The organism is Pontibacter toksunensis (assembly GCF_042686245.1).
GTDB lineage: Bacteria > Bacteroidota > Bacteroidia > Cytophagales > Hymenobacteraceae > Pontibacter > Pontibacter toksunensis.
Genome location: NZ_JBHUOX010000027.1, coordinates 46200 through 70968, shown reverse-complemented (window position 1 = coordinate 70968; position 24769 = coordinate 46200). Strand labels below are relative to the sequence as shown.

At 46.2% G+C, this 24769-nt stretch carries 21 protein-coding genes and 1 rRNA gene; 9 read left to right on the top strand and 13 right to left on the bottom strand.

Annotated elements, in window-relative coordinates:
- The 3 genes from rrf to ACFS7Z_RS23565 form a co-directional block, all read left to right on the top strand.
- Positions 1-76: ribosomal RNA gene (gene rrf, locus ACFS7Z_RS27465) — 5S ribosomal RNA — on the top strand; the annotation flags it as partial.
- Positions 77-1291: 1215 nt separating this feature from the next.
- Entirely contained in the window at positions 1292-2455 is a 1164-nt protein-coding gene (locus ACFS7Z_RS23570; protein ID WP_377490546.1) for a sensor histidine kinase, read from the top strand.
- A gap of 803 nt (positions 2456-3258) precedes the next feature.
- Positions 3259-4983, top strand: coding sequence for a glycoside hydrolase family 15 protein (locus ACFS7Z_RS23565; protein ID WP_377490543.1), 1725 nt, complete (start codon positions 3259-3261; stop codon positions 4981-4983).
- A 134-nt stretch (positions 4984-5117) separates the two neighbouring features.
- On the opposite strand, the gene ACFS7Z_RS23560 is transcribed toward ACFS7Z_RS23565, so the two are convergent.
- Positions 5118-5561: a hypothetical protein gene (locus ACFS7Z_RS23560; RefSeq protein ID WP_377490540.1), complete on the bottom strand. Its 444-nt coding sequence runs from the start codon at positions 5559-5561 to the stop codon at positions 5118-5120.
- A 57-nt stretch (positions 5562-5618) separates the two neighbouring features.
- The gene (locus tag ACFS7Z_RS23555) at positions 5619-6854 is read right to left on the bottom strand and encodes a multidrug effflux MFS transporter (RefSeq protein ID WP_377490537.1); all 1236 of its coding nucleotides are present in this window, start codon (positions 6852-6854) and stop codon (positions 5619-5621) included.
- A gap of 286 nt (positions 6855-7140) precedes the next feature.
- Between ACFS7Z_RS23555 and ACFS7Z_RS23550 the strand changes: the two genes are divergently transcribed.
- Complete coding sequence (locus ACFS7Z_RS23550) at positions 7141-7911, top strand: SDR family NAD(P)-dependent oxidoreductase (protein ID WP_377490534.1); 771 nt, start codon at positions 7141-7143, stop codon at positions 7909-7911.
- 56 nt (positions 7912-7967) lie between these two features.
- Here ACFS7Z_RS23550 and ACFS7Z_RS23545 read toward each other — a convergent pair whose 3' ends face one another.
- The 4 genes from ACFS7Z_RS23545 to ACFS7Z_RS23530 all read right to left on the bottom strand — a co-directional run bounded on the left by ACFS7Z_RS23545 (position 7968) and on the right by ACFS7Z_RS23530 (position 11209).
- Entirely contained in the window at positions 7968-8945 is a 978-nt protein-coding gene (locus tag ACFS7Z_RS23545; protein ID WP_377490531.1) for a nucleoside hydrolase, read from the bottom strand.
- Positions 8946-9605: 660 nt separating this feature from the next.
- Complete coding sequence (locus ACFS7Z_RS23540) at positions 9606-9773, bottom strand: hypothetical protein (RefSeq protein WP_377490528.1); 168 nt, start codon at positions 9771-9773, stop codon at positions 9606-9608.
- A gap of 450 nt (positions 9774-10223) precedes the next feature.
- Positions 10224-10970, bottom strand: a complete 747-nt coding sequence (locus tag ACFS7Z_RS23535) for a PRC-barrel domain-containing protein (protein WP_377490525.1) — start codon at positions 10968-10970, stop codon at positions 10224-10226.
- A 41-nt stretch (positions 10971-11011) separates the two neighbouring features.
- Positions 11012-11209: a hypothetical protein gene (locus ACFS7Z_RS23530; protein ID WP_377490521.1), complete on the bottom strand. Its 198-nt coding sequence runs from the start codon at positions 11207-11209 to the stop codon at positions 11012-11014.
- 621 nt (positions 11210-11830) lie between these two features.
- Here ACFS7Z_RS23530 and ACFS7Z_RS23525 point away from each other — a divergent pair.
- The 3 genes from ACFS7Z_RS23525 to ACFS7Z_RS23515 all read left to right on the top strand — a co-directional run bounded on the left by ACFS7Z_RS23525 (position 11831) and on the right by ACFS7Z_RS23515 (position 14059).
- A complete protein-coding gene (locus ACFS7Z_RS23525; protein ID WP_377490518.1) occupies positions 11831-12610 on the top strand; it encodes a rhamnogalacturonan acetylesterase in 780 nt (259 codons plus the stop codon).
- 63 nt (positions 12611-12673) lie between these two features.
- The gene (locus tag ACFS7Z_RS23520; RefSeq protein ID WP_377490515.1) at positions 12674-13513 is read left to right on the top strand and encodes a rhamnogalacturonan acetylesterase; all 840 of its coding nucleotides are present in this window, start codon (positions 12674-12676) and stop codon (positions 13511-13513) included.
- Between the two features lie 156 nt (positions 13514-13669).
- Positions 13670-14059, top strand: a complete 390-nt coding sequence (locus ACFS7Z_RS23515) for a hypothetical protein (protein WP_377490512.1) — start codon at positions 13670-13672, stop codon at positions 14057-14059.
- A 27-nt stretch (positions 14060-14086) separates the two neighbouring features.
- On the opposite strand, the gene ACFS7Z_RS23510 is transcribed toward ACFS7Z_RS23515, so the two are convergent.
- From ACFS7Z_RS23510 to ACFS7Z_RS23500, 3 genes are all read right to left on the bottom strand, one after another.
- The gene (locus ACFS7Z_RS23510) at positions 14087-14839 is read right to left on the bottom strand and encodes a hypothetical protein (RefSeq protein ID WP_377490509.1); all 753 of its coding nucleotides are present in this window, start codon (positions 14837-14839) and stop codon (positions 14087-14089) included.
- A 314-nt stretch (positions 14840-15153) separates the two neighbouring features.
- Complete coding sequence (locus ACFS7Z_RS23505) at positions 15154-16527, bottom strand: vanadium-dependent haloperoxidase (RefSeq protein ID WP_377490506.1); 1374 nt, start codon at positions 16525-16527, stop codon at positions 15154-15156.
- A gap of 877 nt (positions 16528-17404) precedes the next feature.
- Positions 17405-17845: a DUF1772 domain-containing protein gene (locus ACFS7Z_RS23500; RefSeq protein WP_377490503.1), complete on the bottom strand. Its 441-nt coding sequence runs from the start codon at positions 17843-17845 to the stop codon at positions 17405-17407.
- A gap of 538 nt (positions 17846-18383) precedes the next feature.
- On the opposite strand from ACFS7Z_RS23500, the gene ACFS7Z_RS23495 reads away from it, so the two are divergent.
- Positions 18384-19778: an FAD-binding oxidoreductase gene (locus tag ACFS7Z_RS23495; RefSeq protein ID WP_377490500.1), complete on the top strand. Its 1395-nt coding sequence runs from the start codon at positions 18384-18386 to the stop codon at positions 19776-19778.
- Between the two features lie 134 nt (positions 19779-19912).
- A complete protein-coding gene (locus tag ACFS7Z_RS23490) occupies positions 19913-20290 on the top strand; it encodes a group I truncated hemoglobin (RefSeq protein WP_377490497.1) in 378 nt (125 codons plus the stop codon).
- A 91-nt stretch (positions 20291-20381) separates the two neighbouring features.
- On the opposite strand, the gene ACFS7Z_RS23485 is transcribed toward ACFS7Z_RS23490, so the two are convergent.
- The 4 genes from ACFS7Z_RS23485 to ACFS7Z_RS23470 all read right to left on the bottom strand — a co-directional run bounded on the left by ACFS7Z_RS23485 (position 20382) and on the right by ACFS7Z_RS23470 (position 24312).
- The gene (locus tag ACFS7Z_RS23485; RefSeq protein WP_377490494.1) at positions 20382-22316 is read right to left on the bottom strand and encodes an adenylate/guanylate cyclase domain-containing protein; all 1935 of its coding nucleotides are present in this window, start codon (positions 22314-22316) and stop codon (positions 20382-20384) included.
- Positions 22317-22368: 52 nt separating this feature from the next.
- On the bottom strand, positions 22369-22899 hold the full coding sequence (locus ACFS7Z_RS23480) for a tetratricopeptide repeat protein (RefSeq protein ID WP_377490491.1): 531 nt from the start codon (positions 22897-22899) through the stop codon (positions 22369-22371).
- 96 nt (positions 22900-22995) lie between these two features.
- Positions 22996-23382: a hypothetical protein gene (locus ACFS7Z_RS23475; RefSeq protein ID WP_377490488.1), complete on the bottom strand. Its 387-nt coding sequence runs from the start codon at positions 23380-23382 to the stop codon at positions 22996-22998.
- Positions 23383-23403: 21 nt separating this feature from the next.
- Positions 23404-24312: an adenylate/guanylate cyclase domain-containing protein gene (locus ACFS7Z_RS23470; protein WP_377490485.1), complete on the bottom strand. Its 909-nt coding sequence runs from the start codon at positions 24310-24312 to the stop codon at positions 23404-23406.
- Positions 24313-24769: the final 457 nt, after the last annotated feature.

Below are 24769 nucleotides of genomic sequence, written 5' to 3'. Positions count from 1 at the left end.
TCCCGAACAGAGAAGTTAAGCCCGGACGCGCCGATGGTACTGGGGTCACACCCGGGAGAGTAGGTGGCCGCCAACCCCAACAACAAGGCGCCCCCTGTCCCAAACGGCAGGGGGCGCTCTTGCTTTACAGCCTGGCCACTTGTAGCAGCGGCAGTAAAAGAGTGCCTGCCTCAGCACCTAAAGCGGAGGGGAAAGCCTGCTCTATCGTCTAATCCATCGTGATGCCCCCCTTTGCGGCGCTGTCATAGAAGGCCGTGTTCGTTGTAGCGGCACCTCCGCCTCTCTCATCCTGATAGGAACCCGGCGGAAGGAGGTCAAGACCTGCCATGGAAAGACAGGCTCCTTCAAGGCATCACAAAGATTGTCTGAAGCAGAATGCATTAGATGAGAGAAGAAAAGGAGCATTAGCTGTCTACTGCCATCAGTTTTTCAATTATATAATTTTGCTTTACTATTCTTATTATTCTTAAAGAATCCATTTCATTAAATTTCATATAATTCCTTTCTAAGTATACAGCTACCTCATCCTATTCTGCCTCATTTCGGTTTTTTAAAAATCTTTACAAAAGACCTGTTTAATAAGGAGCGAATCTCTGCTGTATCGCCTTTTTTTGTATAACATTAGTGAAACTCAGTCTCACAGGTACTGGAGTAGAGCAATTTAGATTCGTTAGGAGATATAGCTTGTCCGTTAAAAAAAAATACAGATGTTGTTATTTTAGGTACGCACTATAGTTGGTGCAGCATTTAGAGTGCAACTGGCACCTGATAATTTGTTTCTTACTGCTGATTAGACATAGGCAGTCTCAGAAGGTTCATAAGATTGGTTTTGTTAAATGGAATTAAATAAATATATTATGTTTAGATATCATTATTGCCATTTAGCTGTTTATCAATTGTTGACTTACAAAGCCGTGTTACCCAGTAATTTATAAACTGCAAATAGAAGAACGCGCTAAGCGTCTTGTTCCTTTAGCAGGAGCAGACCAAATCAGGTAAGTGGAACAGCTGTGACAGGATTTAAGATATTCACTTTGTAACCTCTTATGGCTCTCGTGATACTCTTGTTGGTACTATATGTTCTTAACTCAGCTCATTCATCATGCACTTCTTTTCTTTTTTAGCTGGATTTTTACTGATAAGGCGCATAAGAAAGCCACTACAGAATTCCCATGTCTACTTAAAATGGAAAAGCTTGTTTACGGTGGCAGGCTGGGCGTTAATTGGGCTCTTCTTCGTCGTATCTAGTTTTTTTGATGATGAAGCAAGTATTTTTGTAGGTAGCATACTTTTGCTGTGTCTTTTATATTATCTTGACAGAGAGCCTGATTTCAGTGAGTTCAAAGAATATGTAGAGGCTAATTATCCTTTGGTATATGCCGGGTTTCTGAACAGTTTTGCTGGCTTTATTTTCCCGGAGTTTTATGAAAATTGGGAAGGATATTTCAAATTTACTATAGTTGGTGCCTTTATTTGGATATTTGCAAGATGGGCTAACTCCAAGAAGCAGCAACAAGAGCTAAGAATAGTGGCAGAAAGAAAGTCAGAGTTAGAGGCTCTGGTGGCAGAGCGAACAGCTGAGCTCACAAAGCAAAAGGAAGCTCTCCTAGAAACAGTAAAAGAATTAAAGATAACGCAGACACAACTGATACAACAGGAAAAGCTGGCGTCGCTTGGAGAACTTACTGCAGGTATTGCGCATGAGATTCAAAACCCACTCAACTTTGTAAACAATTTTTCTGACCTCAGTGTAGAGATAATACACGATCTACAGGCTGGCCCTTTACAGAAGCTACCAGAGGGAGAAAGAGAATTTGCCACGGAAATGATGAAGGACTTAACTCAAAACCTACAAAAAATCCATCACCATGGCAGGCGTGCAGATTCCATTGTGAAAGGTATGTTGCAGCACACCCGGGCCAGCACAGGCCAGAAAGAACCCACCGATATAAACGCCTTGGCGGAAGAATATCTGCGCTTAAGTTACCATGGCTCACGTGCAAAGGACAAGAGCTTCTATGCGAAGCTCGAAACACATTTCGACAAAGACTTACCTAAGCTGGAAGTGGTGCCGCAGGATATTGGGAGGGTGTTGCTCAATTTGTACAACAATGCGTTTTATGCTGTTCAGTATAAGAAGTCGAAAACAGAAGACGAAAGTTACCAGCCTGTGGTTCAGGTGAGCACCCAATGGAAGGAGAAAGGTTTAGAGCTGCGCATACGGGATAATGGCTGTGGTATTCCGGAAAACATTCGTCATAAAATACTGCAGCCTTTCTTTACTACAAAGCCTACGGGCCAGGGTACAGGATTAGGACTTTCTTTAAGCTATGATATCATCACGAAGGGGCACCTCGGAGAGATAAAATTAGATTCCAAAGAAGGGGAGTACACAGAGTTTATAATAATGCTGCCAATGCAGGTAAAAGTGCTCATGGGGACTCAGCATCGTTAAAACTAAATAAAGTGGAAAAATATGCTGTTGCGGGTTACCTCGCAATAGCATATTTATACTCAGGGAACAGCTTATATTAAAGTTTTTAGCCTTTTACCTTCTTCTGTTATAGGAAAAAATTTAGCAACATCTACCTCCATCGTAAAACCAGATGGACTCCATCTCAGTCTTATCAATACTTAAACTGTTTTATTACACATTGCCAGCGGCTGGTTATGGAGTAGGTATGGCCCTTCCCGTCATCTCAAATTACCCATTGTCCGAAGTAGCTCGCATGCTCTCCTACAAATATTCAGGGGGAAAAGTGAATGTCGTGTAGCTGACATCTTCGGAAAAGCTTTAGCTTTTCCGAAGATTATGAATTGATTGCTGTGCTGTCTGTAGAACTACAAGAGTTTTGGCAGTGTAAATTAGCAGACAGTAGTTTTAAATACCTTACAACCCTCCGTTGTAGACTGGCTATTCTATAGTTATGCTTGATAGGTGTGATAGGACACAGTCACGTAGGCTGGTAAAGTACTGTAACTATGGCTTGTCTTGTAGAGATGTATGTCCTCTGCCAGAGGCTCAGTTGTGTAAGTGCAGAGGATGGCTACATCAAGGGGTAGGCAAGAAGATAATTGATATCAACAAGTTAAAACATTTTCCATTTCATACCTGTACCAACTCGAGGAAGAGCAAACTGTTCCTCAGTGGTTCACCAAACCGATAATACGAAGTACTCTCTGTTTTTGCACCTGTAGGTAACTAGACTCCTTTCAAAAACTCATTAGCCTAAAATAAAGCATTCAGCGCCTAAAAATATGTATGAGCAGCATCCGCCACTGAGTGACCTAGCCCTGATTGGAGACCGACGAACCTGTGCCCTGCTGGATAAACGGGGGAACATTGTCTGGTACTGCCCAAAACGCTTCGACAACTCCTCTCTTTTTGCTTCTTTGCTTGATCCTCAGAAAGGCGGCGCCTGGAAACTGGAGATAGAAGGTATGGCATGTGAGAAGCGGGAGTACCTGGAAGATAGCGCCTTGCTGCAAACATACTTAACAGGAGAAAAAGGTAGCCTGCTGCTGGAAGACTGGATGCCGCTGGATGCGCGGTTTTATGGAATTTGCCGCACGCTCACGGCGTCCCCTGTGCCTTACTCTATGCATATTGAACCACGTCCCAACTATTCCCGGCAAGCGCCGGTACTGGCAAAGGAGGGGGAGAGCCGCGTAACAGTGGAGTATGATTTTCACCTGTATGCTTCTCATCCAGTAGTAGTAGAAAAAGCAACTATCACCTGCAAGGTGCCTGCCGGAGAAAAAGCATGGTTTATTTTTGCCGAACAGGTCCTGGATAAACCCGAGGAGGTGTTGGTGGAGGTACGAGAGCTTACGCTGAAGAACTGGCAGGAGGTAGCCAGCCATATCACCTATAAAGGCCCTTATGAGGAGGAGGTTCGGAAATCGCTGCGCCTGTTGCGTCTGCTCACTTATGCCCAGAACGGCGGCATTATTGCCGCTGCCACCACCTCTCTGCCTGAAGTAGTAGGGGGAGAGCGAAATTACGATTACCGGTATGTGTGGCTCAGGGACGCAGCCATGATTGTGAGTGCGCTTGCTCGTGCCGGAAGCGATGGCGAAGAAGAACGGAAGTTTCTGAGTTTTATGTGCTCTGCCATGCACCGCATACCAGAGCCAGTGGTGCCGATGCTTACCTTGGACACACAACCTGCAGGAAGCGAGCAGGATTTAGAATTCAGTGGCTACAAAAACAGTAAACCCGTACGCTATGGCAACGGAGCAAGTAGTCAGTTGCAGTTGGATGCAAATAGCAACGTACTTATTGCCGCCAAAGTAATTTACAATCGCTACAACACCCGCGAACACTGGGAGACAGTACAGCGGCTGGCTAACTTCCTGGTAGAACACTGGCAGGAACCGGATCACGGTATCTGGGAAGAAACCCCCACCCATAACTATACCTCGAGTAAAGTAGTAGCCTCCATTAGCCTTAAATACATATCGGAGCATTCAGAGGATGAAAAAGAAAAGAAGCGCTGGCAGGACACAGCAGAACAAATAAGGAAGTATGTGGAAGAAAACTGCCTTACTTCAGGGGGAGCTTATGCTGTGTATGCGGGTAGCGAAGAGGTAGACGTAAGCGCAGTGCTATTTCCGCTCTGGGCCTACACCGAAGCAGATTCTGACACCATGCTTAAAACAATAGAGGTGCTGGAACGGGATTATTGCCAGAACCACCTGTATCGCCGCCACCTGGTGGAATTTGATTCCGGCAAAGAAGGCGCTTTCTTGGCCGGTACGCTGTGGGTGGCCCAGTATTGGGTCATGCGCAGGGATTGGGATAGAGTAGAAACTATATTAGGAGCTGCCCTGCGCTTTATGAACGATGTGGGTATTATGCCTGAAGAGGGCGATCCTCTTACAGGAGAGTGGTTGGGTAACCTTCCACAGACATTTGTGCATGCCTCCCTTATCGGCGCCATCATCGATTACAAGCACGCCCGGTATGGAGAGGAGGAATAAGAATAGCAAAAAATAGTGTTAGTAAGGAAACTGCTATTGGGAGAGCAGAAGCTACACTGTTCTAGCATCACCAATCTCCATATGCAGGTGTTTAGCTGTAGAGCTTAACTGAATCTGGAACAAGGAAAGCTCCATCACGTCAGGCGCTCCAGGCGTAGGGTAATTTCGTCCACTACTTCCTCGCACCATCGCTGCGCTATATCTGCCGTTTCGTCTTCAGTCCATGCCTCATAATAAAGCTTTTCCAGCCAGACGGTGTTCTTACCTGAGCCCACTTCGTAACTAGTGTGGCTAAGCTTGAAAAGCAGGTCTTTCGTTATATCAAAAGGAGGCGCACCTGCCCGCTGAAATCCCTCCAGCCGTAGCCTTAACCCCATCTGCTGCACATTTCCGTTCTCAATGCTGATTTGTGTATCATCGCTCGCATCCACATTCCGAGTCCAGATATCAACTATTTTCTCCAGCCCGAAATCGTGAAACAAGGGCGTAATTTCGGCCAGGTTGATATGGATACGGGTTGCCAGTGTAGGCAGTATTTTATTATACAGGTGTAATATAGAATCTTTATCTCGTGCCATCTGCTTTTTTTCTGTTGTTAAAGATCTGTATTAAACCTCAGGTTGCTCCTCAAACTATTAATGAATAACGCTGGAAGCTGTTCCTTCAGTCTCGTATGATACGCCTCTTGCCACGATTATCTTCTGGCCCAGAAGCAGGATCAGCAGCGAAAGTAAAGCCGATGCGGCCATTACGCCAGCCATTGGTACGGCAGAATGATTCGAGAAGATACTAAGGATGACAGTTGCCAGAGCTCCTATACCCATTTGCGTAGCACCCATCAGCGCTGAGGCACTGCCGGCATTTTTAGAGAAAGGCGCTAAAGAAAGCGCAGAAGCATTAGGGAAGGTAAAGCCAAGGCAGCACAGAAACAGGAAAATACAGGCGATGGTGGAGAACAACCCCAGCCAACCATACATGGTGCCCAGGAGCAATACTGCACCTATAAACAGCTGGCAAATAAGGGCTGTAACAATAATCTGCTCGCTACGGTACCTGCGCAGCATCATGCTGTTTACCTGGCTGGCACCAATCAACCCAATGGAGAGAAAGGCGAAGATCCAGCCGTACTCTTTCTCGTTTACCTGGAAGATTTCCATGAACAGGAGCGGTGAACCAGAAACGTATGCCAGCAGCCCTGCAAAAGAAACTGCGCCGGACAAGGCATAGGTATAGAAATGCGGCTCTTTCAACACCATGCCGAACTTAGATAAGATGGGCTTTGGCTTGAGCGAATACGTCGGGTCGGGTTTGCTGCTCTCGGGAAGACCGAAGAAAGCTGCCGCCAGAATCACAGCCGCCATAACTGCCAGAATAAGAAACACGGCTTCCCAGCCGAAACCAGCCGTCACATACCCGCCAACAGTCGGAGCAATCATGGGCGAAACACCAACCACCAGCATCAGCAGCGAAAACACTTTGGCATTATCCTGCACCGGGAACAAATCGCGCACCATGGCAACGGAGGCCACCGCAGCAGCACAACTACAAACAGCCTGCACAAAGCGCAACACTATCAGCGCCTCAATGGAAGTGGCAAAAGCACAGGCTACCGATGCTACCAGGTAGCCTGTCAGACCAATGTACAGCGGCCTTTTTCTTCCAAACCGGTCCATGAGCGGGCCATACAACAACTGACCGGCCGAGATACCAATAAAAAAGCTGGATAAGGTAAGGGAAACCTCTGCTACGGTTGTATTTAAATCTTTGGCAATGGCCGGGAATCCCGGAAGGTACATATCTATAGAAAAAGGCCCTAAGGCAGTAAGTGTTCCCAGAATGATAATAAGGGTAATATATTTCTTGCGAGTCATAAAAGGTAATTTGCGTGGCAAAGGTACGATAAAAGAATTTGTTTAAACTGCCTGTGGCTTTCATACATAGAAGGGTAGCAAGCCAGAAGAATTTGTTGTAGATTAATGTGGCAAAAAATTATCGCACTGGTACATATAGTGCTCTTATTTAAGCTATAGCTGTGCTCTAAGGGTAGCAGAAAAAAACAATTGAAGAAGTATTCCAGTGGCAAGGCAAAAAGATAAGGAAATCTGCGTTACGCTGTAATTTCAATAACAACAGGAAAGAAACATCTAGGGATTAAGTATGTCAGCAGGTTCATTTACACAACAGGTAGCCATCGTAACCGGTGCCGGACAGGGAATAGGGTTCAGGATATGCCAGGAGTTGGCAAAGCTGGGCGCTAGTGTGCTCCTGAACGACATTGATGCAAAGCTGGCTTCCAAGGCTGCGAACAGTATAAATGCGCAGTACGGTAAATGCATTGGTTTAGCCGGAGACGCTGCCGATCCGCAGTTTATCCAGCAAATGGTAGACACGGCCGTTTCAGAATTTGGAAAGCTTACTATCGCCATTGCAAATGCAGGCATTACGGTGTTCGGCGATTTCTTGACTTATGCGCCGGAAGACCTGCAAACAGTAACACAGATGAACCTGGGCGGGAGCTTCTTTCTGGCACAGGCGGCAGCCAAACAAATCATTAAGCAGCAATCAGGCGGTAGCATACTGTTTATGTCATCGGTCACTGGCCATCAGGCGCATAAAAACCTGGCAGCCTACGGTATGACCAAAGCTGCCTTAGAAATGCTGGCAAAGCACCTGGTCATTGAGTTATCTCCTTACCGAATCAATGTGAATGCCCTTGCACCCGGCGCCACGCTTACTGAAAGAACCGCAGAAGACACAGGTTACGAGGAAACATGGTCTGCTATAACCCCCATGGGCCGACCCGCTTACCCTTCCGATATTGCACATGCCGCCTTGTTCCTGGTATCAGAAAATGCCCGGCATATTACAGGGCAATCCCTTGTGATTGATGGAGGGTGGACGTCCATCAGTCCCTCTCCATATAAGTAGGAGCTCCTGTTACCGCTTAAACTTAAGGGAGCAACATATTAAAATTGCCAGCCTCCCTAAAAATCATTAATATGGTTTCCTGCCATTAAAGCGTCAATTACTTTCGCTACTTCAACAGGATTCATTTTTTGTACCAGGTATGCCTGGTTGTTACTTTTACCGGGCAACCATTTGTTACTGCCATCTTCCGCTACTACAACCTGTCCATCCTTTTTCAGGTCCCAGTAGTCGTTCGAGGAAGAGACAGCATAAAGAACAGAGACCTGGTCCCAGCTTGGCCTACCCTGAAAATTGTTATAGAGCTGATAAGAACGCCACACGGGGCTTTTTTCTGGTAGCGACTTTTGCAGATATGCCCCTCCAGTGATGATGTTGTTGCCGACTTCCCAGCCTGCAAACACCACGGGAACAGACCATTTTACAACACTCACTTTCGTTGATGCCGGATCGGGGCGATAGAAATTAGCTTCTTTACCCTCTGGATAAGCACCTCCCATACAGGACCACAACTTTACTTTTCTCTTTATCAGATCGACACCTGAAAGCTTGCTGTATTTATCAGGTTTGGATTCAATTAAATTCCTCAGGTTTGTCAAGTGCCCGATTGTAATGATGACGACACTGGTATCAGGCTGTGAGGCTAATAGCTTTCTATATAAGGCTGTTCCGTCTTCTGCTTTCTCATATGAAGTAATGTCGTGCGGAAATTCCTGGCTTATCTGCCTGGTATATTTTGAGTTATCTCTTAGTGCTACACCCTTCAAAGCACCTATCGGAATATCAGGGCGTCCAAAGTAATGGTTGATGGCATCCGTGCACATGGTGGCATACTTGTCTTCGCTGGTGACAATGATTCCTAAAATCTCTGCCACATTGTTATCGGCAAAAGTGTGCAGCATGGCCAGAGCACCTACATCGTCTACGTCAGAATCTATATCTGTATCCAGTATCACCTTCACAGGCGACTGAGCACATACAAATGTAGTAAGGGTGCAAAAGGTGACGGCTAATAAAAGCCTGAGGATGTTTTTCATTCTGTTTCGATACGATTGTTACCAGGTTAGACTACTGAAGCAGGTAAATTAAAATTATAAGGAAATAGAAGAAGGTAGTTAAGTTCTAAACTATTTCCCTTGCAAAAGTACTTTAGCGGTAACCGGTAAAGTACTGGTGTAAAAATGCCTTGATTCCTGATACTGATGAATCTGTCACATCTTTTGAGGCTTTCATCACATTTAGTTTACAGAAAAATAAATGTTGGCTAACTCGCTTATAATAAGTCTGACTAACATATCACCTGAAAAAATACAGCTATGAGCACACTGATTTCAAAATTATTATACTTTGTGATTTCCCTGCTGGAAATTTTCCTTTTAGTAGGATTTTTTCTATGCGTGGTGCACTTTACAGCTGAACTGCCCGTGACAGAACTGTTATACTTACTTCTGTCAATTTAGATGCTTTATCTTCTCACGGAAGGAGACATGACTGCCCCCCTCAAATCAGGCTGCCATCATGGGGCCACAATTGGGCATGACAGAATATTTAAGCGCAACATAAAGAAAGGAGATTAAATATAGTTAGCAATGTGTTTCCCTAAAATAATATTCCGCTTGCCCACCCACAGGTCATTTTCCTTCTATAAACGCAACAGGCCTGTACTGCCTCCTCCTGGCTTTGTTGGGTTGACATCTTTATCTGTCAGCACTTGCGTCCCCCTCAAACTGGTAATCCTCCAGCCAATAATATTTTCCATCCGGCTCCAGCACAGTCAGGTGTATGTGTGCCAGTGAAGTCCTGTTCGGGTAAATGCCGGGCTTAAGGGTATAGAAGGTATATTTGCTATCCCGGTCCGTTTTCACCCAACCCCTTTGGTAGCCATGCCGTCTGGCCCATCCTGTTTAGTAGCCTCTTGTAGGGTAAATTCTATCCTTGTTTGTATGGTATACATAAAGTATCACATCCTTTGCAGGCGTTTGACCATTGGAAAAATAGACTGTTCCCGAAATTTTAATTCTGAGTCCTGGGTCATGAAATCAGGCAAGGTATCAGTTGAAAATAGCGGAGCATCTCCGTGTTCGAAAGTAGCCATTTATAAGGAAGAACCAGAAAGGAGGTATACAAAGATAAGCTGCACTATTCTTAACTATGCCAGGAAAAGCGGGCTTAATTTGGTTCTGTGGGTAATGAAAGCGGAGCCTTCGGTTATTAGTAAACTGATAAGTAGGGGAGACCTGCATGTACTTGCATAAGCATAAACGGTCTCTCAGCTGCTGCTGAGAGACCGTTTATGCTTATGCAAGTACATGGCTTTATATATCCAGTGCTCTTTTCTTTAGTACAGTATACTCTTCGTCCGTAATTGAGCCTCTCTTTCGCAGTTGCTCCAGCCTTTCAATTGTAGCGATGGAGTCCTCCACTGTCTTGGAGCCTCCCTCGTCGTCGAGAGTAGTTGTCTCAGTGGTGGTATAAGTTCTAGAGTCATCTGCTACAGTTTCAGTACGGTCTTCCTGCCAGCTTGAGTTGTAGAACCGGTTTTCGTTATACGTATCGTTGTTATAGAAGTCATCAGTGATGCGGCGGTTGTCTTTTGGTTGCTGGATAGCCGCCTCCTCAAACTCGCTTCTTCTATTGTCGGAAGTACCCGTCAGCGTTTCATCATGCGATTGTTGGAATCTGTCCCGAACCGCGTACTCGTAGTCTTCTGTGATGGGTCCTCCTCCATAAACCGGGTACCTGGAAATAGAGTGAGAATCGACATAAGACACAAATATTCTTTTGCCTCTTTTATCAAGCGCCGCCGCCCCGATTGGTATCAGCAGGTAGGCGTCGCTATTTGAGTTAAAGAACTTGCGGTCTGCCACCACATACAGGTAGCGCACCTTCAGCGTCTGCGGATCAACAATCAGGTCCTTCACTATTCCAAAAACATCGCCATCGGCACCAGCTACTCTCCAGCCCAATACATCAGTGCTGTCTGAAGCAACTTTATAATCTTTCAGATTACTTAAAGGTATCAGGCGATCATTTATATCCTGGTTTACATCATTATTTCTCATCGTTTTATTTTCTTATAGGTTTATAATAAGAGACATAGAGTCTAGGCCACCTGATACTGCAGCGTCTCCGGCATCAGCATACCGGTGCCTGGAACCTCTTCAGCCTTCTCAATCTCAACTTCATCCTTGTCGATAGCAAACTCATAAACTGCCCAGGCTATCAAAGCCAGCAGCACGAGTACGAGTAGCCATATCCACACAGAATTGTTTTTCTTGCGTTCAATTTTTATTTCTGCCATTTTATCAGAGTTTGTTTTTCATAATGAATAATGTCAGTGCCTTAACAGAACCTCACCAAGCCTATACAACAGGCTTAATTACTGGTTCATCAGTTAACTTTTCCTATGCCTGTTTAAAAGCATCAGGCCAGGAAAGCCTGTGATCAGGGCATCTTGTTTCCCTTTTAAGGGCAATTGTAACAAGAATAGTACGCTGATAATGAAGATATGTTAGCGGACAGTTACATGATGCGTACTATTCTAAAAAGTATGCGTTCTATACCATTGTAAGCTTATTTTGTTGGGTGCTCATGGTGGATTCTTACACTGCTCATACTCCAACGCTTCAATAAATGAACAGGTGAAATTTACTTCTGAACAGTTTCCATGCGCAGGCGCATAAAGGGAACCAATGCAGTTTTCCGGGCTGCATCTCTAATCCCTGGCTTTACTCTATTACCGGATACAACAGGATGCGCTTGCAGGAAAAAAGTGTAAAATTTAATACCTGATAAAAATGTTCTTCAAAAGACAAACCTTTTATTGGTTGTATAGACTGCCTCACCTGAAGACTGGAAAGGCAAAGCAACAGCCGTAGTAGCAGACAATAAATGGAACGTTTGAAAATCATAAACTGAAGCCATGCATCCTAAAAATATTCTAGTAATATTCTTCATCCTCTTTGTTGCAACTGGTATACTGGCTGGTTTTATTCAGAAGCCAAAGCCAACGCTGTACATTATCGGCGACTCCACCGTCCGGAACACCAACGAAGGCTACGGGGGCTGGGGCTCCTTTATCCAGGAGTTATTCGATACAACAAAAATCAATGTCAGCAACCAGGCGATGGCAGGCAGGAGTACGCGTACCTTTGTAAAAGAAGGTCGCTGGGACAAAGTCATGTCCACGCTGCAGCCCGGCGATTTCGTGATTATGCAGTTCGGGCACAACGAGGGAAGTGAGCCGGATACATCCAGAAGTGGGTATAGGGGCGTATTACGGGGCACAGGCGAAGAAACAAAGACGCTTACCTGGAAGAACGGTGAAAAGGAAGTGGTGCATACGTATGGCTGGTATCTGCGCAAGTTTATAAAAGACGCTAAATCCAAAGGTGCTACGCCCATTGTCGCATCTATGATACCTCGCAACCAGTGGAAAGATGGCAAAGTGGTGCTGGCCAGCGATACCTTTGGCAAGTGGGCCGCAGGAGTAGCACAGGAAGAAGGTATATACTTTATTGATTTAAACAAGATTACGGCAAATAAGTATGAACAGATGGGACCTGAACAAGTGAAATTACTTTTCCCGACAGACCACACCCATACAAACCCGGAGGGTGCCAGGATAAATGCTGCTTCAGTAGTAGAAGGATTAAAGCAGAACAAAAAGCATCCACTGAACAGGTTCCTGAAAAAGTCATAAGGTATGCGGCTGCCTGTGCCAGAAAACCACCTTATCAAAAGAACTCATAATAATCTTTACAACATGTCTGACACGGTGTTTCGTAAAAGCAGCTTCATCTATATCTTTTTCCTTTCCCTGTTGCTTTCGGCTTCATGTGCAGGGGTAAAATCCATTCACCCAAAGCCTACCTTGTTCTTGATAGGCGATTCCACAGTGAAGAACGGCAAAGGCAACGGTGACGGTGGCTTGTGGGGCTGGGGTAGCTACCTGAGTGAATTTTTCGATACTACACAGGTGTCGGTGCAAAACTATGCTCTTGGTGGCACTAGTAGCCGCACCTTTCGTACGCAGGGGCACTGGGACAAGGTGTTGCCAAAAATTAAACCGGGAGATTATGTGATGATGCAGTTCGGCCACAACGACAGCAGCCCCGTAAATGATACGCTCCGCGCCCGCGGAACCATAAAAAACAACAGTGAAGAAATACAGGAGATAGACAACCTTATCACTAAAAAGCACGAGGTAGTGCATTCGTATGGCTGGTACCTTCGCCAGTATATAAAGGATGTAAAAGCAATAGGAGCCACCCCTATTGTGCTGTCACCTGTGCCCCGGAACAGCTGGAATGGTGGAAGACCGAACCGGAATGACCAGGACTATGGAAAGTGGGCTGCAGAGGCAGCCGCTCAGGAAGAAGCTCTTTTTATACATTTAAATAAAATCATAGCAGACCGCTACGAGCAGGAAGGTGAGGAAAAAGTAAGAAGCACCTATTTCAACACCACTGACCATACGCACACCATCGAAGCAGGAGCAAAGGTTAACGCCGCTTCTGTTGTAGAGGGTATCAAACAAAATAAGAAGCTGGAGCTAAACAAATACCTATCAAGTCAGGGAAAAAGCGTCAGAAGCAGCTACTGAAATTAAGATTTGATTAATCCGGTGGAGAAAAAGAAAGGTGAAAATTGACTCTAAACCACATTTCCTCCTTTTGAGAATACCGAATGATTGTTTTTTGAAAATTGAAACACATAGATTCTATAATAGTTAAAGAGTAGCCAGTAAGAAACTGATGTCTTGACAAATGACAAACTGCAGTCTGCCAGCAGTGTTGCTCCTCTTTCACCGGCTTGCGTGGCTAGAAAAGAACCACCAGATGCTGGGGCAACTGCTACAGCACCTGGTGGCCAAGAGAAGAAGGAAAATGAAAAACATGCTCCTTATGTTGCAGCACAAGTAGAGGCTGCTGAAGATAGGAGGCATAGAGGCGATGAACATCATCCTCTTGACTGTCTGCGGCATCGACCACGTCCAAACAGGAATGCGTGTTTTTATCCTGTTGCCGTCTGTGCCTGTGCCCCAGAAAAGCGGTTAATCATGATCGTAAAGTATAGTGGTGACCTGCTCATCGCACCATACACCCTCTTATTGGTCCGAAGGGTTGCAGGCAAAATCAAAAAGCGTTGAACGTTTCTGGTTCTTCGTTCCAATGATTTAAGCATCGAAATATACTATGGTATTATCGAATAGTTCCCGTGGGTTGCCTCCTATAGTAAAGCGCACACCCTCTCCTTCGTGTCCCACAGGCGGCGTATCAATGATTCGTGCATCAGCATAAGCCGGTATGCTGATTAATTCCTGTATGGTGACGATGTTATCAGGAAATTCTGGTAGCTCCATAAGTTCAATATGCCATACACCATTATGCAGCGCGTCCCACTGCTGCCAGGTATTGTACACGATAGGTATGTAAGCTTCGCCCTGGAAATACTCCAGCGGGTTATAGAATATATTCCCATCTCTGTCACCATCATTGTCCAAATCCACTTGTAAAACCATGATGGTAGGCGATTGCTGAATAACGTAAGTGCTGTACTTTAACTCTGTTAAATCTGCTAAACGCGTACCGTTGTATCCGACTCTGCGAAGGCGGACTCTTCTCAGTGTTGGGTCTTCGGAGGTGGGGAGGTTCATCGTGACACTTCCCTCCATCAAGCGCGGGTTGCTGTTGTTTTCAGGCCCGCAAACAATCTCTACGTGTTCGGATTCGTCTGAAAATATTTGATTGCCAGAGACATTGTTGACCTGCTGTTCTCTCCACTCCTTAGAAAAGAAGTTATTTTCGTTGATCCATTCAATTGCATACTTTCCCTTGCTTGGCTTTAATTCATCATTTATAAGTTCACAGGAATTGAAAAAGATAGCTGCCGAAAGAATGATTGCTGCGGTTAAAACTTGCTTTGTCATAGGAGTTTAAATTTAATTCAGAGTTTTTGCCGTGTAAAGAAAATTGCTTCTTGTTGCCTGGCCGTTGAGAACCTTTGCTCTGAAATTGTTGCCATTCGTTGCCAGGTGCCAGAGGTGCGGTAGATGCACTTATCATTGTGTTTTCACTTTCTAAGGTTGGTGAAGTAATCTGTTCTCTCATCCTGGTATTTTACATGGGGTGGCCACACGGATTCACCCAGCTTAGAATACTTTCCCCGTATGGGCAGATAAATAGATGAAAAAATCAGTCTCTGGCTTAAGCCGTTACCCCTGGGCTTTTGTCTCCTACCGAGTTACTGGGGAGTTAATTCTATGTTTGCTATATAATTCCCTAATTCTCTGCCTATTTCTCGGGTAGTATCCATTGTGAATTTGTAGTGTATGCCGCCATAAACCCTGGACATAGCCACCTCCTGATTCAACTCTGAAATGGAACCATAATGCCGCGGTTCATCGCCTCTCCAGGCATAAGCGTTGTCAGTTACCGGAATATCACCAAACTCTTGTATTAGCACCTGCATTACAGGACTATAGTATCCGGATTTTCCGGAAGGATACTCAGGATAAGGAGGGGAAGGCAGATAAGATAGCCAGGTTGGATCAATGTGCCGGCGAATATAGATCACTGGTTGAAGCAGGTTATAAAGATATTTATCCCGGAATACAATATAATGGCCGTCCCTCATGGCTATCCCGGTTTTGGCATAAATTTCGGCAGCCCTCCCAAGCTTCGCATTCCTGCTTTCCAATATTCCTGTTACAATAGAAAGAAGATGCCCGGGTAGAGGAATTCCTACACCTGTTCCTCCCCCATCAGCCCACCATCTGGCGATTGCCTTTTGCTCATCAGTCAACGTTTTTGAGATATCATATACTTCTTTTGCTGCTTCATAGAACTGGGATGACTCATCTTCTGAATAAGGGAAAGGTAATGGGGGCGTTGTAGCGGTTAGGCTATAGGCCAGGAAAGGCCTTGAATTCTTTAAAAAAGGGCCTACCGGATTGGCAAAGCCAGGAGGATTGGGTACCCAGGCACCAGGACCCTGGGGTAATTCATAGCCTTGGCTGGAAAGGTTAAAGTTATCTGTGGTAGACCAGTTGTAGATGGCTGTGGCAACCGCACGGCCATAGGTCTGCGAACGACTAATAACTGCATCGGAGGTGCTTAGCCTGAAACGGTTGTTATAGGCATTCTCCATTGAATCTATACGGGCTATATCAGCTTCGGACAGCCCCACTAAAAGTTGCTTGAACATACTGGCCAAGGCAGCATTGGCAGCGGCGCCCCACAAATAATCCCGATGTGAATCCGGCTTGGGCATGGCTGGCATTAGGTAGAGTTTGGTAGATAAACTCACAGCGCCTTTTATGCCGGGGCGTACTGCTTCATATAGGCCTACTCCTATATAAGCAAAATTTCTGTTATTCAGCAATGTTACGGGTTGCGGGTTTGTATGCAGTTGAATCCGGGCAATAAATTTGTACCAGTCATATACCACAGTGGCACTCTCCTGAGTGGCACTTCCCTGGCTATCTTTTGGCGGCTCGTCAAAGATGTCATCTATTTGCTCACAACTGTACAAAAAGCTAAAGAGGAAAAGCACGAACAGACATGAGGCTTTCCGGCGGTTGCGCATAGATAAAAAAGGCATGGATAGTGGTTTCATAGCGAATTATTTGTATGGTGAAAAGATAGGAGAATAGGGAAGATTGCTGCGGATACTATTCGCTTTCTCCTACAGTTTTTAGATGTGATGCATGATTTTTTACTGTCTTCAGAACATGGCACAAGTATTTGCCCATGTGGCAGGCATAGCATCGCATTTGGAAGGCTGAGTAGGATTTGCGCAGAAATAATGTTCCTGATGACGTACCAGCAGGTTTCCCTCGCCTACAATAGGGGCTTGTTTCTCGACGAGCTGCCCGATTTTAAGCACACGGGGTATAGTTCAACGTAGAGTCTTTACGAATACCAATGGCAGGGGTACGCTATCGGTATAGGAGGGTATGTTAGTAAAAGTAAGAGACTCGCTCTTAGATGATTAAAGTGTAAGTTCCGGAAGATAGCCGCTACTGTAGCAGGCATGGCCTCTTTGTATACGTGGTATTTATGTAACTATATTACTTTCAATTTGTATTATTGGTAAACTACCATGAACCTCAGGCGAAGGTGGTGTAAATGCCAGTATATGTACTGACTTGATTTTTGTCAAAAAAAGGTCGCTGTCTTATCCTGAAATAGAGTGGCTTTTCTCTTCCAGTTTATCGATTGCTACCTTTTACGCTGACTTAACCTTACACGCGCTATACCAGGCCAATGGCATCTAACTTATATTGTCTCGTGAAAAGAGGGTATTTTGATAAAAACATAAGGGGCGTTTGCTGCCTCGCCCGTTTATGTTGAGAAACACAAAGTTTGGCTGTGTCATTGCTAAGCCTTGATGGCTGTTAAGCTATGAAATATATGTATTCATTGCCCACCCGGGAGCACGCCATTAAGAAGCTCTTACTTGATTTCAGTCTAACGCATAAACATACGGCCTCCTATTCCCAAACAAGCGCATACAGATAAGTCACAAGTGAAGAGAGACTCAGAATACTGCGTACAGCATGCAGTTTTCCCCACCTGTTCAACAGCTGCTGGGCATGCTCGGAACCCTTATCTAAAGCAGGGTCTAATAATTGCTTATTTGTTGGAAGAATAGCAATGACAGTGAAGGGAATCACGATTATGATGAGAGTGGCTCCAATGAGCCAGTTTATTCCAGCTTCCATAAACCAGGCAGCTAAGGCACTGAAAAAGGAAACTACCGCCAGCAGCACTTGCATGACAGTGGCTCTTCTGTAACTAGGGACGAATTCTGTGGCGGCTAAAGCAGTACCAAGACTCATTCTCGCCGGGTGCTCCACCAAGTTAATGTAAATCGATGCACCTGTGAATAAGCCTGCTGAAAGCGTAGCTAAGAACTCTAAGAACAGATTCATAAGAGCCTGTTTAGAAAATAAAATGTTTTAGTGCGGCAGGCGCCAGCGATGCCCTACACGAGGTACGACTGGCTGCGGCATCCATGGCCCGCCGGTACCATGCAGTATTCCTTCATGTTTCGTGAAACTACTGCCATCATGTGCTTTATATCTCTTACGGTACTGCGTATTCTTTCGATGTCCCTCACTGTATGATTGTGAAATTTGTTAAACCTATCGCTGCCGTACCCTGTCAGCACGTACTGTTGCCAGGGAGGTGGTCAAACCTAAAGCCAAATGATGCGGTGGCGGGGGCTTCTCTTGGAAAGCGACAACTAGGAAAACTAAAACATAGCTTCTTCACCAGATTCTCGTTCCTCTCTTTTTGTAATTTGAGTTCGTTAAACTAATCACTATCTATAAACTATCGTATAAAAAATTAGTTTTTATACGTAGACACTTCCGCCACGGGACAATCCACCTTCTTCAGGAGCAAGCATAGGGATTGTTTTGACCTTAAAATTCAGCTAATTCTCCCCAAAATTTCAATCTCTTCACCATGTTAGCAGAAGAAACTACTCTTTCCCGGTTTAAGACCAGCCTGCGGGGCAGGCTCATCGAGCCAAGTGACGCGGACTACGAGACCAGCCGCAAGGTCTACAACGGCATGATCGACAAGCACCCCAATCTGATAGCCCGCTGCGTGGATGAGGCGGACGTAATAGCAGCCGTAAACTTTGCCCGGGAAAACAACCTCCTGGTTGCCGTAAGGGGCGGCGGGCACAACGGAGCCGGCCTAGGCATGTGCGACGGCGGGTTGGTCATCGACCTTTCTTACATGAAAGCGACCCATGTGGATCCGGTGGCAATGACGGTGCAGGTGCAGGGTGGCTGCACCCTGGGTGACGTGGACCACGCCACGCATGCATTCGGCATGGCCGTACCAACGGGTATAAACTCGACCACAGGAATAGCCGGACTTACCTTAGGAGGAGGGCTGGGGCACCTGACGCGCCAGTGCGGCCTTACCATCGACAACCTGCTGGAAGCCGACGTAGTGCTGGCGAGCGGAGAGTACGTGAAGGCCAACGCTAAGGAACATTCCGACCTGTTCTGGGCCTTGCGGGGCGGTGGCGGCAACTTCGGAGTAGTCACCTCCTTCCTGTTCCGGACCCATCCCATCAGTACCGTCTATGCTGGGCCCATGCTTTGGGAACTGGAGGACGCAAAGGAGGTGCTGCAGTGGTACCATGATTTTATCACAAGCGCGCCTGATGAGATCAACGGCTTCTTTGCTTTCCTTGTTGTTCCACCCGGTCCGCCCTTCCCCGAGCACCTCCACATGAAAAGCATGTGTGCTGTGGTGTGGTGCTACACTGGTTCCATGGAAGAGGCAGAAAAAGCCTTTGAACCTATCCGTGGCTTTAAAACTCCGGCACTAGACATGGTTGGCCCTTTGCCCGTGCCTGCCCTTCAAAGTATGTTCGACGCGTTATACCCGCCAGGGTTACAGTGGTACTGGAAAGGCGACTACGTGAAGGACCTGCCGGACGAGGCCATTGACTTGCATATTAAACATGGCACCAATCTGCCAAACATGCTTTCCACCATGCACCTTTACCCGATCAATGGGGCAGCAGGCCGTGTGAATAAGAACGCCACCGCCTGGAGCTACCGCGATGCCACCTATGCCATGGTGATTGCCGGCGTCGGCTCCGAGTCGGACAATAAGAATACCATCACCAACTGGGCAAAGAACTACTGGAGGGCGTTGCATCCTTACAGTGCCGGCGGTTCCTACATAAACTTTATGATGGAAGAAGGGCAGGACCGGGTAAAGGCAACCTACGGCGACAACTATGAGCGATTGGTAGAGGTGAAGACCAAATACGACCCGCATAACCTCTTCAGGGTAAACCAGAACATCAAACCTGCGGCAAATGATCAGCCGTAGGGATACAGGCAACAACTGGTTTAGATATAAATTAATGATATTCTATAATGGAGGCATTTGTAAACATTTGCCTTTATTATAGAATGTTTACTTGCAGCCTACATTCTTCTTTCAAACACTCACATGTTATGGTAATGGCAGTGACAGATACACAGAAGCCTTCCCTATATGATAGGTTAGGAGGCGAGCCGGCCCTCAGGAAAATTGTAAATGATGTTCTTGACAGAAACTTCAACAATCCACTTATAGGTCACCATTTCCGGCATGTAAATATGGACAAGCTCAAGCTATTGGTCTTTGAGTTCTTTTCTATGGGGATTGGTGGACCTCATACGTACACTGGCAGAGACCTACGGACATCACATGAAAATCTTCACATAAGCGAAAATGACTTTTCAGAGGCAAACAAAGATACGTTGCTTGCTTTAGATGAGAACGGAGTGGGGCAGGCAGAAAAAGATGAAATAATTGCGATTCTGGATTCGATGAAAGGGGAGATAATTAGACCATAAAGAAAGCTTCATGTAGTACTAAAACGAAAAGGGGGCTGGATATAGAATCCTGAGATAACAGTTATAATATTGATTCTTTTCTTGCTTCAGATTATTTAGGAAAGCCGATTTTCTTCAACAAATCCTGGAATCGTGCGTCCGCTCGTAGCGGAGCAGGCACATATGGTGCATATCTGATGGTGAGTATGTGGGGATCAACATCATGGTACGCTTTTTCTAGGGCGTCAAATGCAGTATCCAAGTCACCCAGGTAAGCAGCAGATAGTCCATAATCCACGTGAGCACTTCCTGCTCTGCTATTTAATTCGTTCATCAGCTTTTGTGCTTCCTCTAAGTTCCCTTCACCACAGTATGCCCAAATTAAGCCATAGATTGCCTGTTGATGCCTGGCTGAGAGGTTTACCAGATACTGAAACGTGGCAATGGCCTCATCATAGCGCTGCAACACGATATAGCAAAGGCCAGTGATTCGATGCGACAGAAAGGAATTATAATCTAATTCGATACCAGTTTTGGCAACAGTAAGGGCTTCCTCCAACTTGCACGCCATTAACAGGGTCCATGCTAAATCGGCATGATCAATAGCGCTTAAAGGTTCAAGCTTGATAGCTATTCGCAGTTGCTCTTCCGCTTCTTCAAAGTTTCCGTCTACCCAGCCCAAGCATATCTTACCCAACATAGAACTTGCCTGCACAAATTTCGGGTTAAGTTCGATGGCCTTGTAAAAAGTTTTCTTTGACTCTTCCCACTTATACTCAAAACACACATAATAATATGCCAATGAAAAGTAAGCTTCACCTAAAGTGTCATCCAGCTTTATGGCAGTCTTCGCCGCCCTTTTTACCTCCTCCATTACTTCTTTCCCAGAAAAAAAATTGTAAGCTGCAGCCAATGTTTGGGCGTCGGCATAACAGGCATATGCCAGGGCAAAATCAGGATCAACGGCTATGGCTTTTTTTGAAAACTCTAGTCCTTTCAGAATGGCGCTTCCCCGCCTATATAAATAGAACCTTGCTTTCAGATACAGTTCATAGGCTTCTGCATTATGCGTAGGGGTCTTGGTGATCTTTTCGCGGTCTTTTTCAAAAAACACTACTTTTAACTGCTCGGTGATGGCTAGCGCTATTTCATCCTGAATAGCAAAAATATCTTCCATCGTACAGTCATACTTCTCTGACCAAATATGAAAACCGTCTTCCACATGTATCAGCTGAGCGGTAACCCGAAGGCGATTACCCTGTTTTCGCACGCTGCCCTCCAGAACGGTGCTTACACCCAACATTTCTCCTACCTTGCGCAAATCAATGTTTTTCCCTTTGAACTGAAAGGAGGAGGTGCGGCCTGCCACTTTCAGATCTTTTAAGTGATTCAGAGAATTGATCAGTTCTTCTGCCATTCCGTCGCTGAAGTACTCCTGTTCCGGATCGTTGCTCATGTTCACGAAGGGCAGCACAGCAATGCTTTTGGGTGCTGCTGCCTGGGGCTTGTCTTTATGAAGCAGGTATGTTTCTGATGATTCGGTTTTATGATTCGTCGGTCGTACCTCATATACCCGGACCGGCTCTTTTACATTTTTTAGCATTTTCTCGCCCACAAACTTCGTAGCTACACCTGTTTTATTAGCCACATTCTGGTACACGGCCTCTGAGACCCAGATGCCTCCGGCCGGTGCCAGCGCCTGCAGCCTCGAGGCAATGTTCACTCCGTCTCCGAACACGTCCTCATTCTCAAACACCACGTCCCCCAGGTGGATGCCGATGCGTAGGCACAGGCCGTGCACCTTTCCGCAGCCTTGCAACAGGGCGCAGGCGCAGTTCACAGCGTCCGTGACGGTGGGAAAGCTGGCTAGCACCCCGTCACCCATTTCCTTTATCCACCTGCCGCCATAGGTTTCGATGAGCGGTTTGTGGAGCTTGCGGTTCTGGTTGAGCAGTTCAAAAGCCTTGGATTCATTCTCCCCCATTAAGGCGGTGTAACCAGCAATGTCAGTGAACATAATGGCAGCTAACTGGCGGGATGAAGTCATGAAATGAAAATTAAGATGAATTAAAATTTATATCAACTGATGTTGGACTTCTCTAATTCGGATAACCAATCCGGGCCAACAGGTTCCAAAACCGCGGCTCTTCCTTAAGTGATTCCGGAACGTAAGGCAGGTACTTGAGTTGGGTCAACATGGGGTCGTGATCATCATAAGCCTTCTCCAGGTAATCAACCGCTTTAGTTAAATCACCTAAGAAAGCGGCAGATAACCCGGCATATGTTCCTGCTATATAATCAGAGGAAGACCCTCCCTCCAGTTCAACCATAAGCTTTCTTGCTTCTTCGAAGTTAGTGTTGCTGCAATGGGCCCAGATCAGCGCATTCAGTGCATGCTGATGCCTGCCGGAAATGGCGAGTAAGTGGGTCAGCGTATCTATCGCCTCCTCATGCCGCCCCAAAGCCGTGTAGCACAGCCCGCACAGACGGTGCGACAAAAAAGAATTTGCGTCAAGTTCTATTCCTGTTTTTGCAAGGGACAGCGCTTCTTCAAACCGGTTTGCAGTATAAAGGGTCCAGGCCAGATCGGCATGGTCAATGGCACTCAAAGGTTCTATACTGATAGCCATTCTTCCCTGTTCTTCTGCTTCGGCGAATTTTCCTTCCCCCCATGCCAGGTAGTGCAGCCCGTAGACAGACCGTGCCTGTACATATTTAGGGTTAAGCTAAATGGCCTTCAGAAAGTTTTTCTTCGATTCAACCCAGTTTACCTCCAGGCAGGAATAGTAATAACCGAGCGCGCCGTACCCTTCGCTGACTGAATCATCGAGAGCGAGTGCTGCTTCTGCCGCTTTCCTGGCCTCCCTCATGATTTGCTTCCCGGGCACAAAGTTATATGCTGCATACAATATACTCGCAAAGGAGATTCCTGCGTAAGCCAGCGCATAATCGGGGTCAATAGCAATGGCCTGTTTGAAGAAGCGCAAGCCAGTCATAATCGCGCTTCCCCGTCTGCTGATGTAAAACCTTCCCTTCAGGTAGAGTTCGTAGGCCTCGGCATTCTGCGTGTAGGTCTTGGTAATCATCTCTTTGTCTTTCCCAAACAAGGTCACTTTCAGCTGCTCGGTGATGGCCTAGGCGATCTCGTCCTGAATGGCGAAGATGTCATCCATGTTTCGGTCGTACTTCTCGCTCCAGAGGTGGAAGCCGTTTTCTACATTAATGAGCTGGGCTGTGATGCGCAGCCGGTCGCCCTGCTTGCGCACGCTGCCCTCCAGCACTGTGCTGACGCCAAGTTTTAGCCCCAACTCCCGCAGGTCCATGCTTTTGCCCTTGAATTGGAAGGAGGAGGTTCTGCCGGCTACATTCAGGTCCTTGAGGTGCACCAGGGAGTTGATGATCTCCTCAGCTATCCCGTCGCTGAAGTACTCCTGTTCCGGATCGTTGCTCATATTCACGAAGGGCAGCACAGCAACGCTTTTGGGCGCTGCTGCCTGGGGCTTGTCTTTATGAAGCAGGTATGATCCTGATGATTCGGCAATGTCGTTTGTCGGGCGCACCTCATACACCCGGACCGGCTCTTTTACATTTTTAAGTGTTTTCTCGCCCACAAACTTCGTAGCTACACCTGTTTTATTAGCCACGTTCTGGTACACGGCCTCTGAGACCCAGATGCCTCCGGCCGGTGCTAGCACCGGCAGCCTCGAGGCAATGTTCACTCCGTCTCCGAACACGTCCTCATTCTCAAACACCACGTCCCCCAGGTGGATGCCGATGTGTAGGCACAGGCCGTGCACCTTTCCGCAGCCCTGCACCAGGGCGCAGGCGCAGTTCACAGCGTCCGTGACGGTGGGAAAGCTTGCCAACACACCGTCGCCCAGTTCCTTTATCCATCTGCCACCGAATTGCTTGATGAGTGCTTGCTGCAGTGCGCGGTTTTTGTCCAGCAGGTAGAATGCTTTCTGCTCGTCATCGCCCATGAGTGCCGTGTAACCGACGATGTCGGTGAACATAATGGCAGCCAATTGACGAATTCTAGACATGAGCAAAGCCAGACTAAGCTGAAAATGAAATGCTATAAGTTTTTTAAAGCTTTCTTTAGTCTTTTAAACGTAATTAGCAGGCGTTTGATGTAAGGCCTGTATCAAAGTACAAGTTGCAGCTGCCATCCTATAATCAGTAACATCTCAACTGCAGAGCGAACCTTGGGCTACAAAAAAAGGAATGAAGCAAAATAAACTTAAAATGCCTCCAGTATAGACTAAGAACCTTATCAATAGACCGATGGATGGAATTTCCGAACCAAATCCGCAGAGATTTAGTGGCTGTGGAAAAGTATCCGGAGGCGGGAGAGGAGTAGTGGTTTTACACACTTCAGTTTAGAGGATAAGTGTTATCGGAGAGACTCATAGTGGTTGGAGAAGTAGAATAAGGTTATAGTAAAACAAATACTTCAGCTGCACTCCTGGATAGGTTACTTCTAGTCTTATTTAATTACTT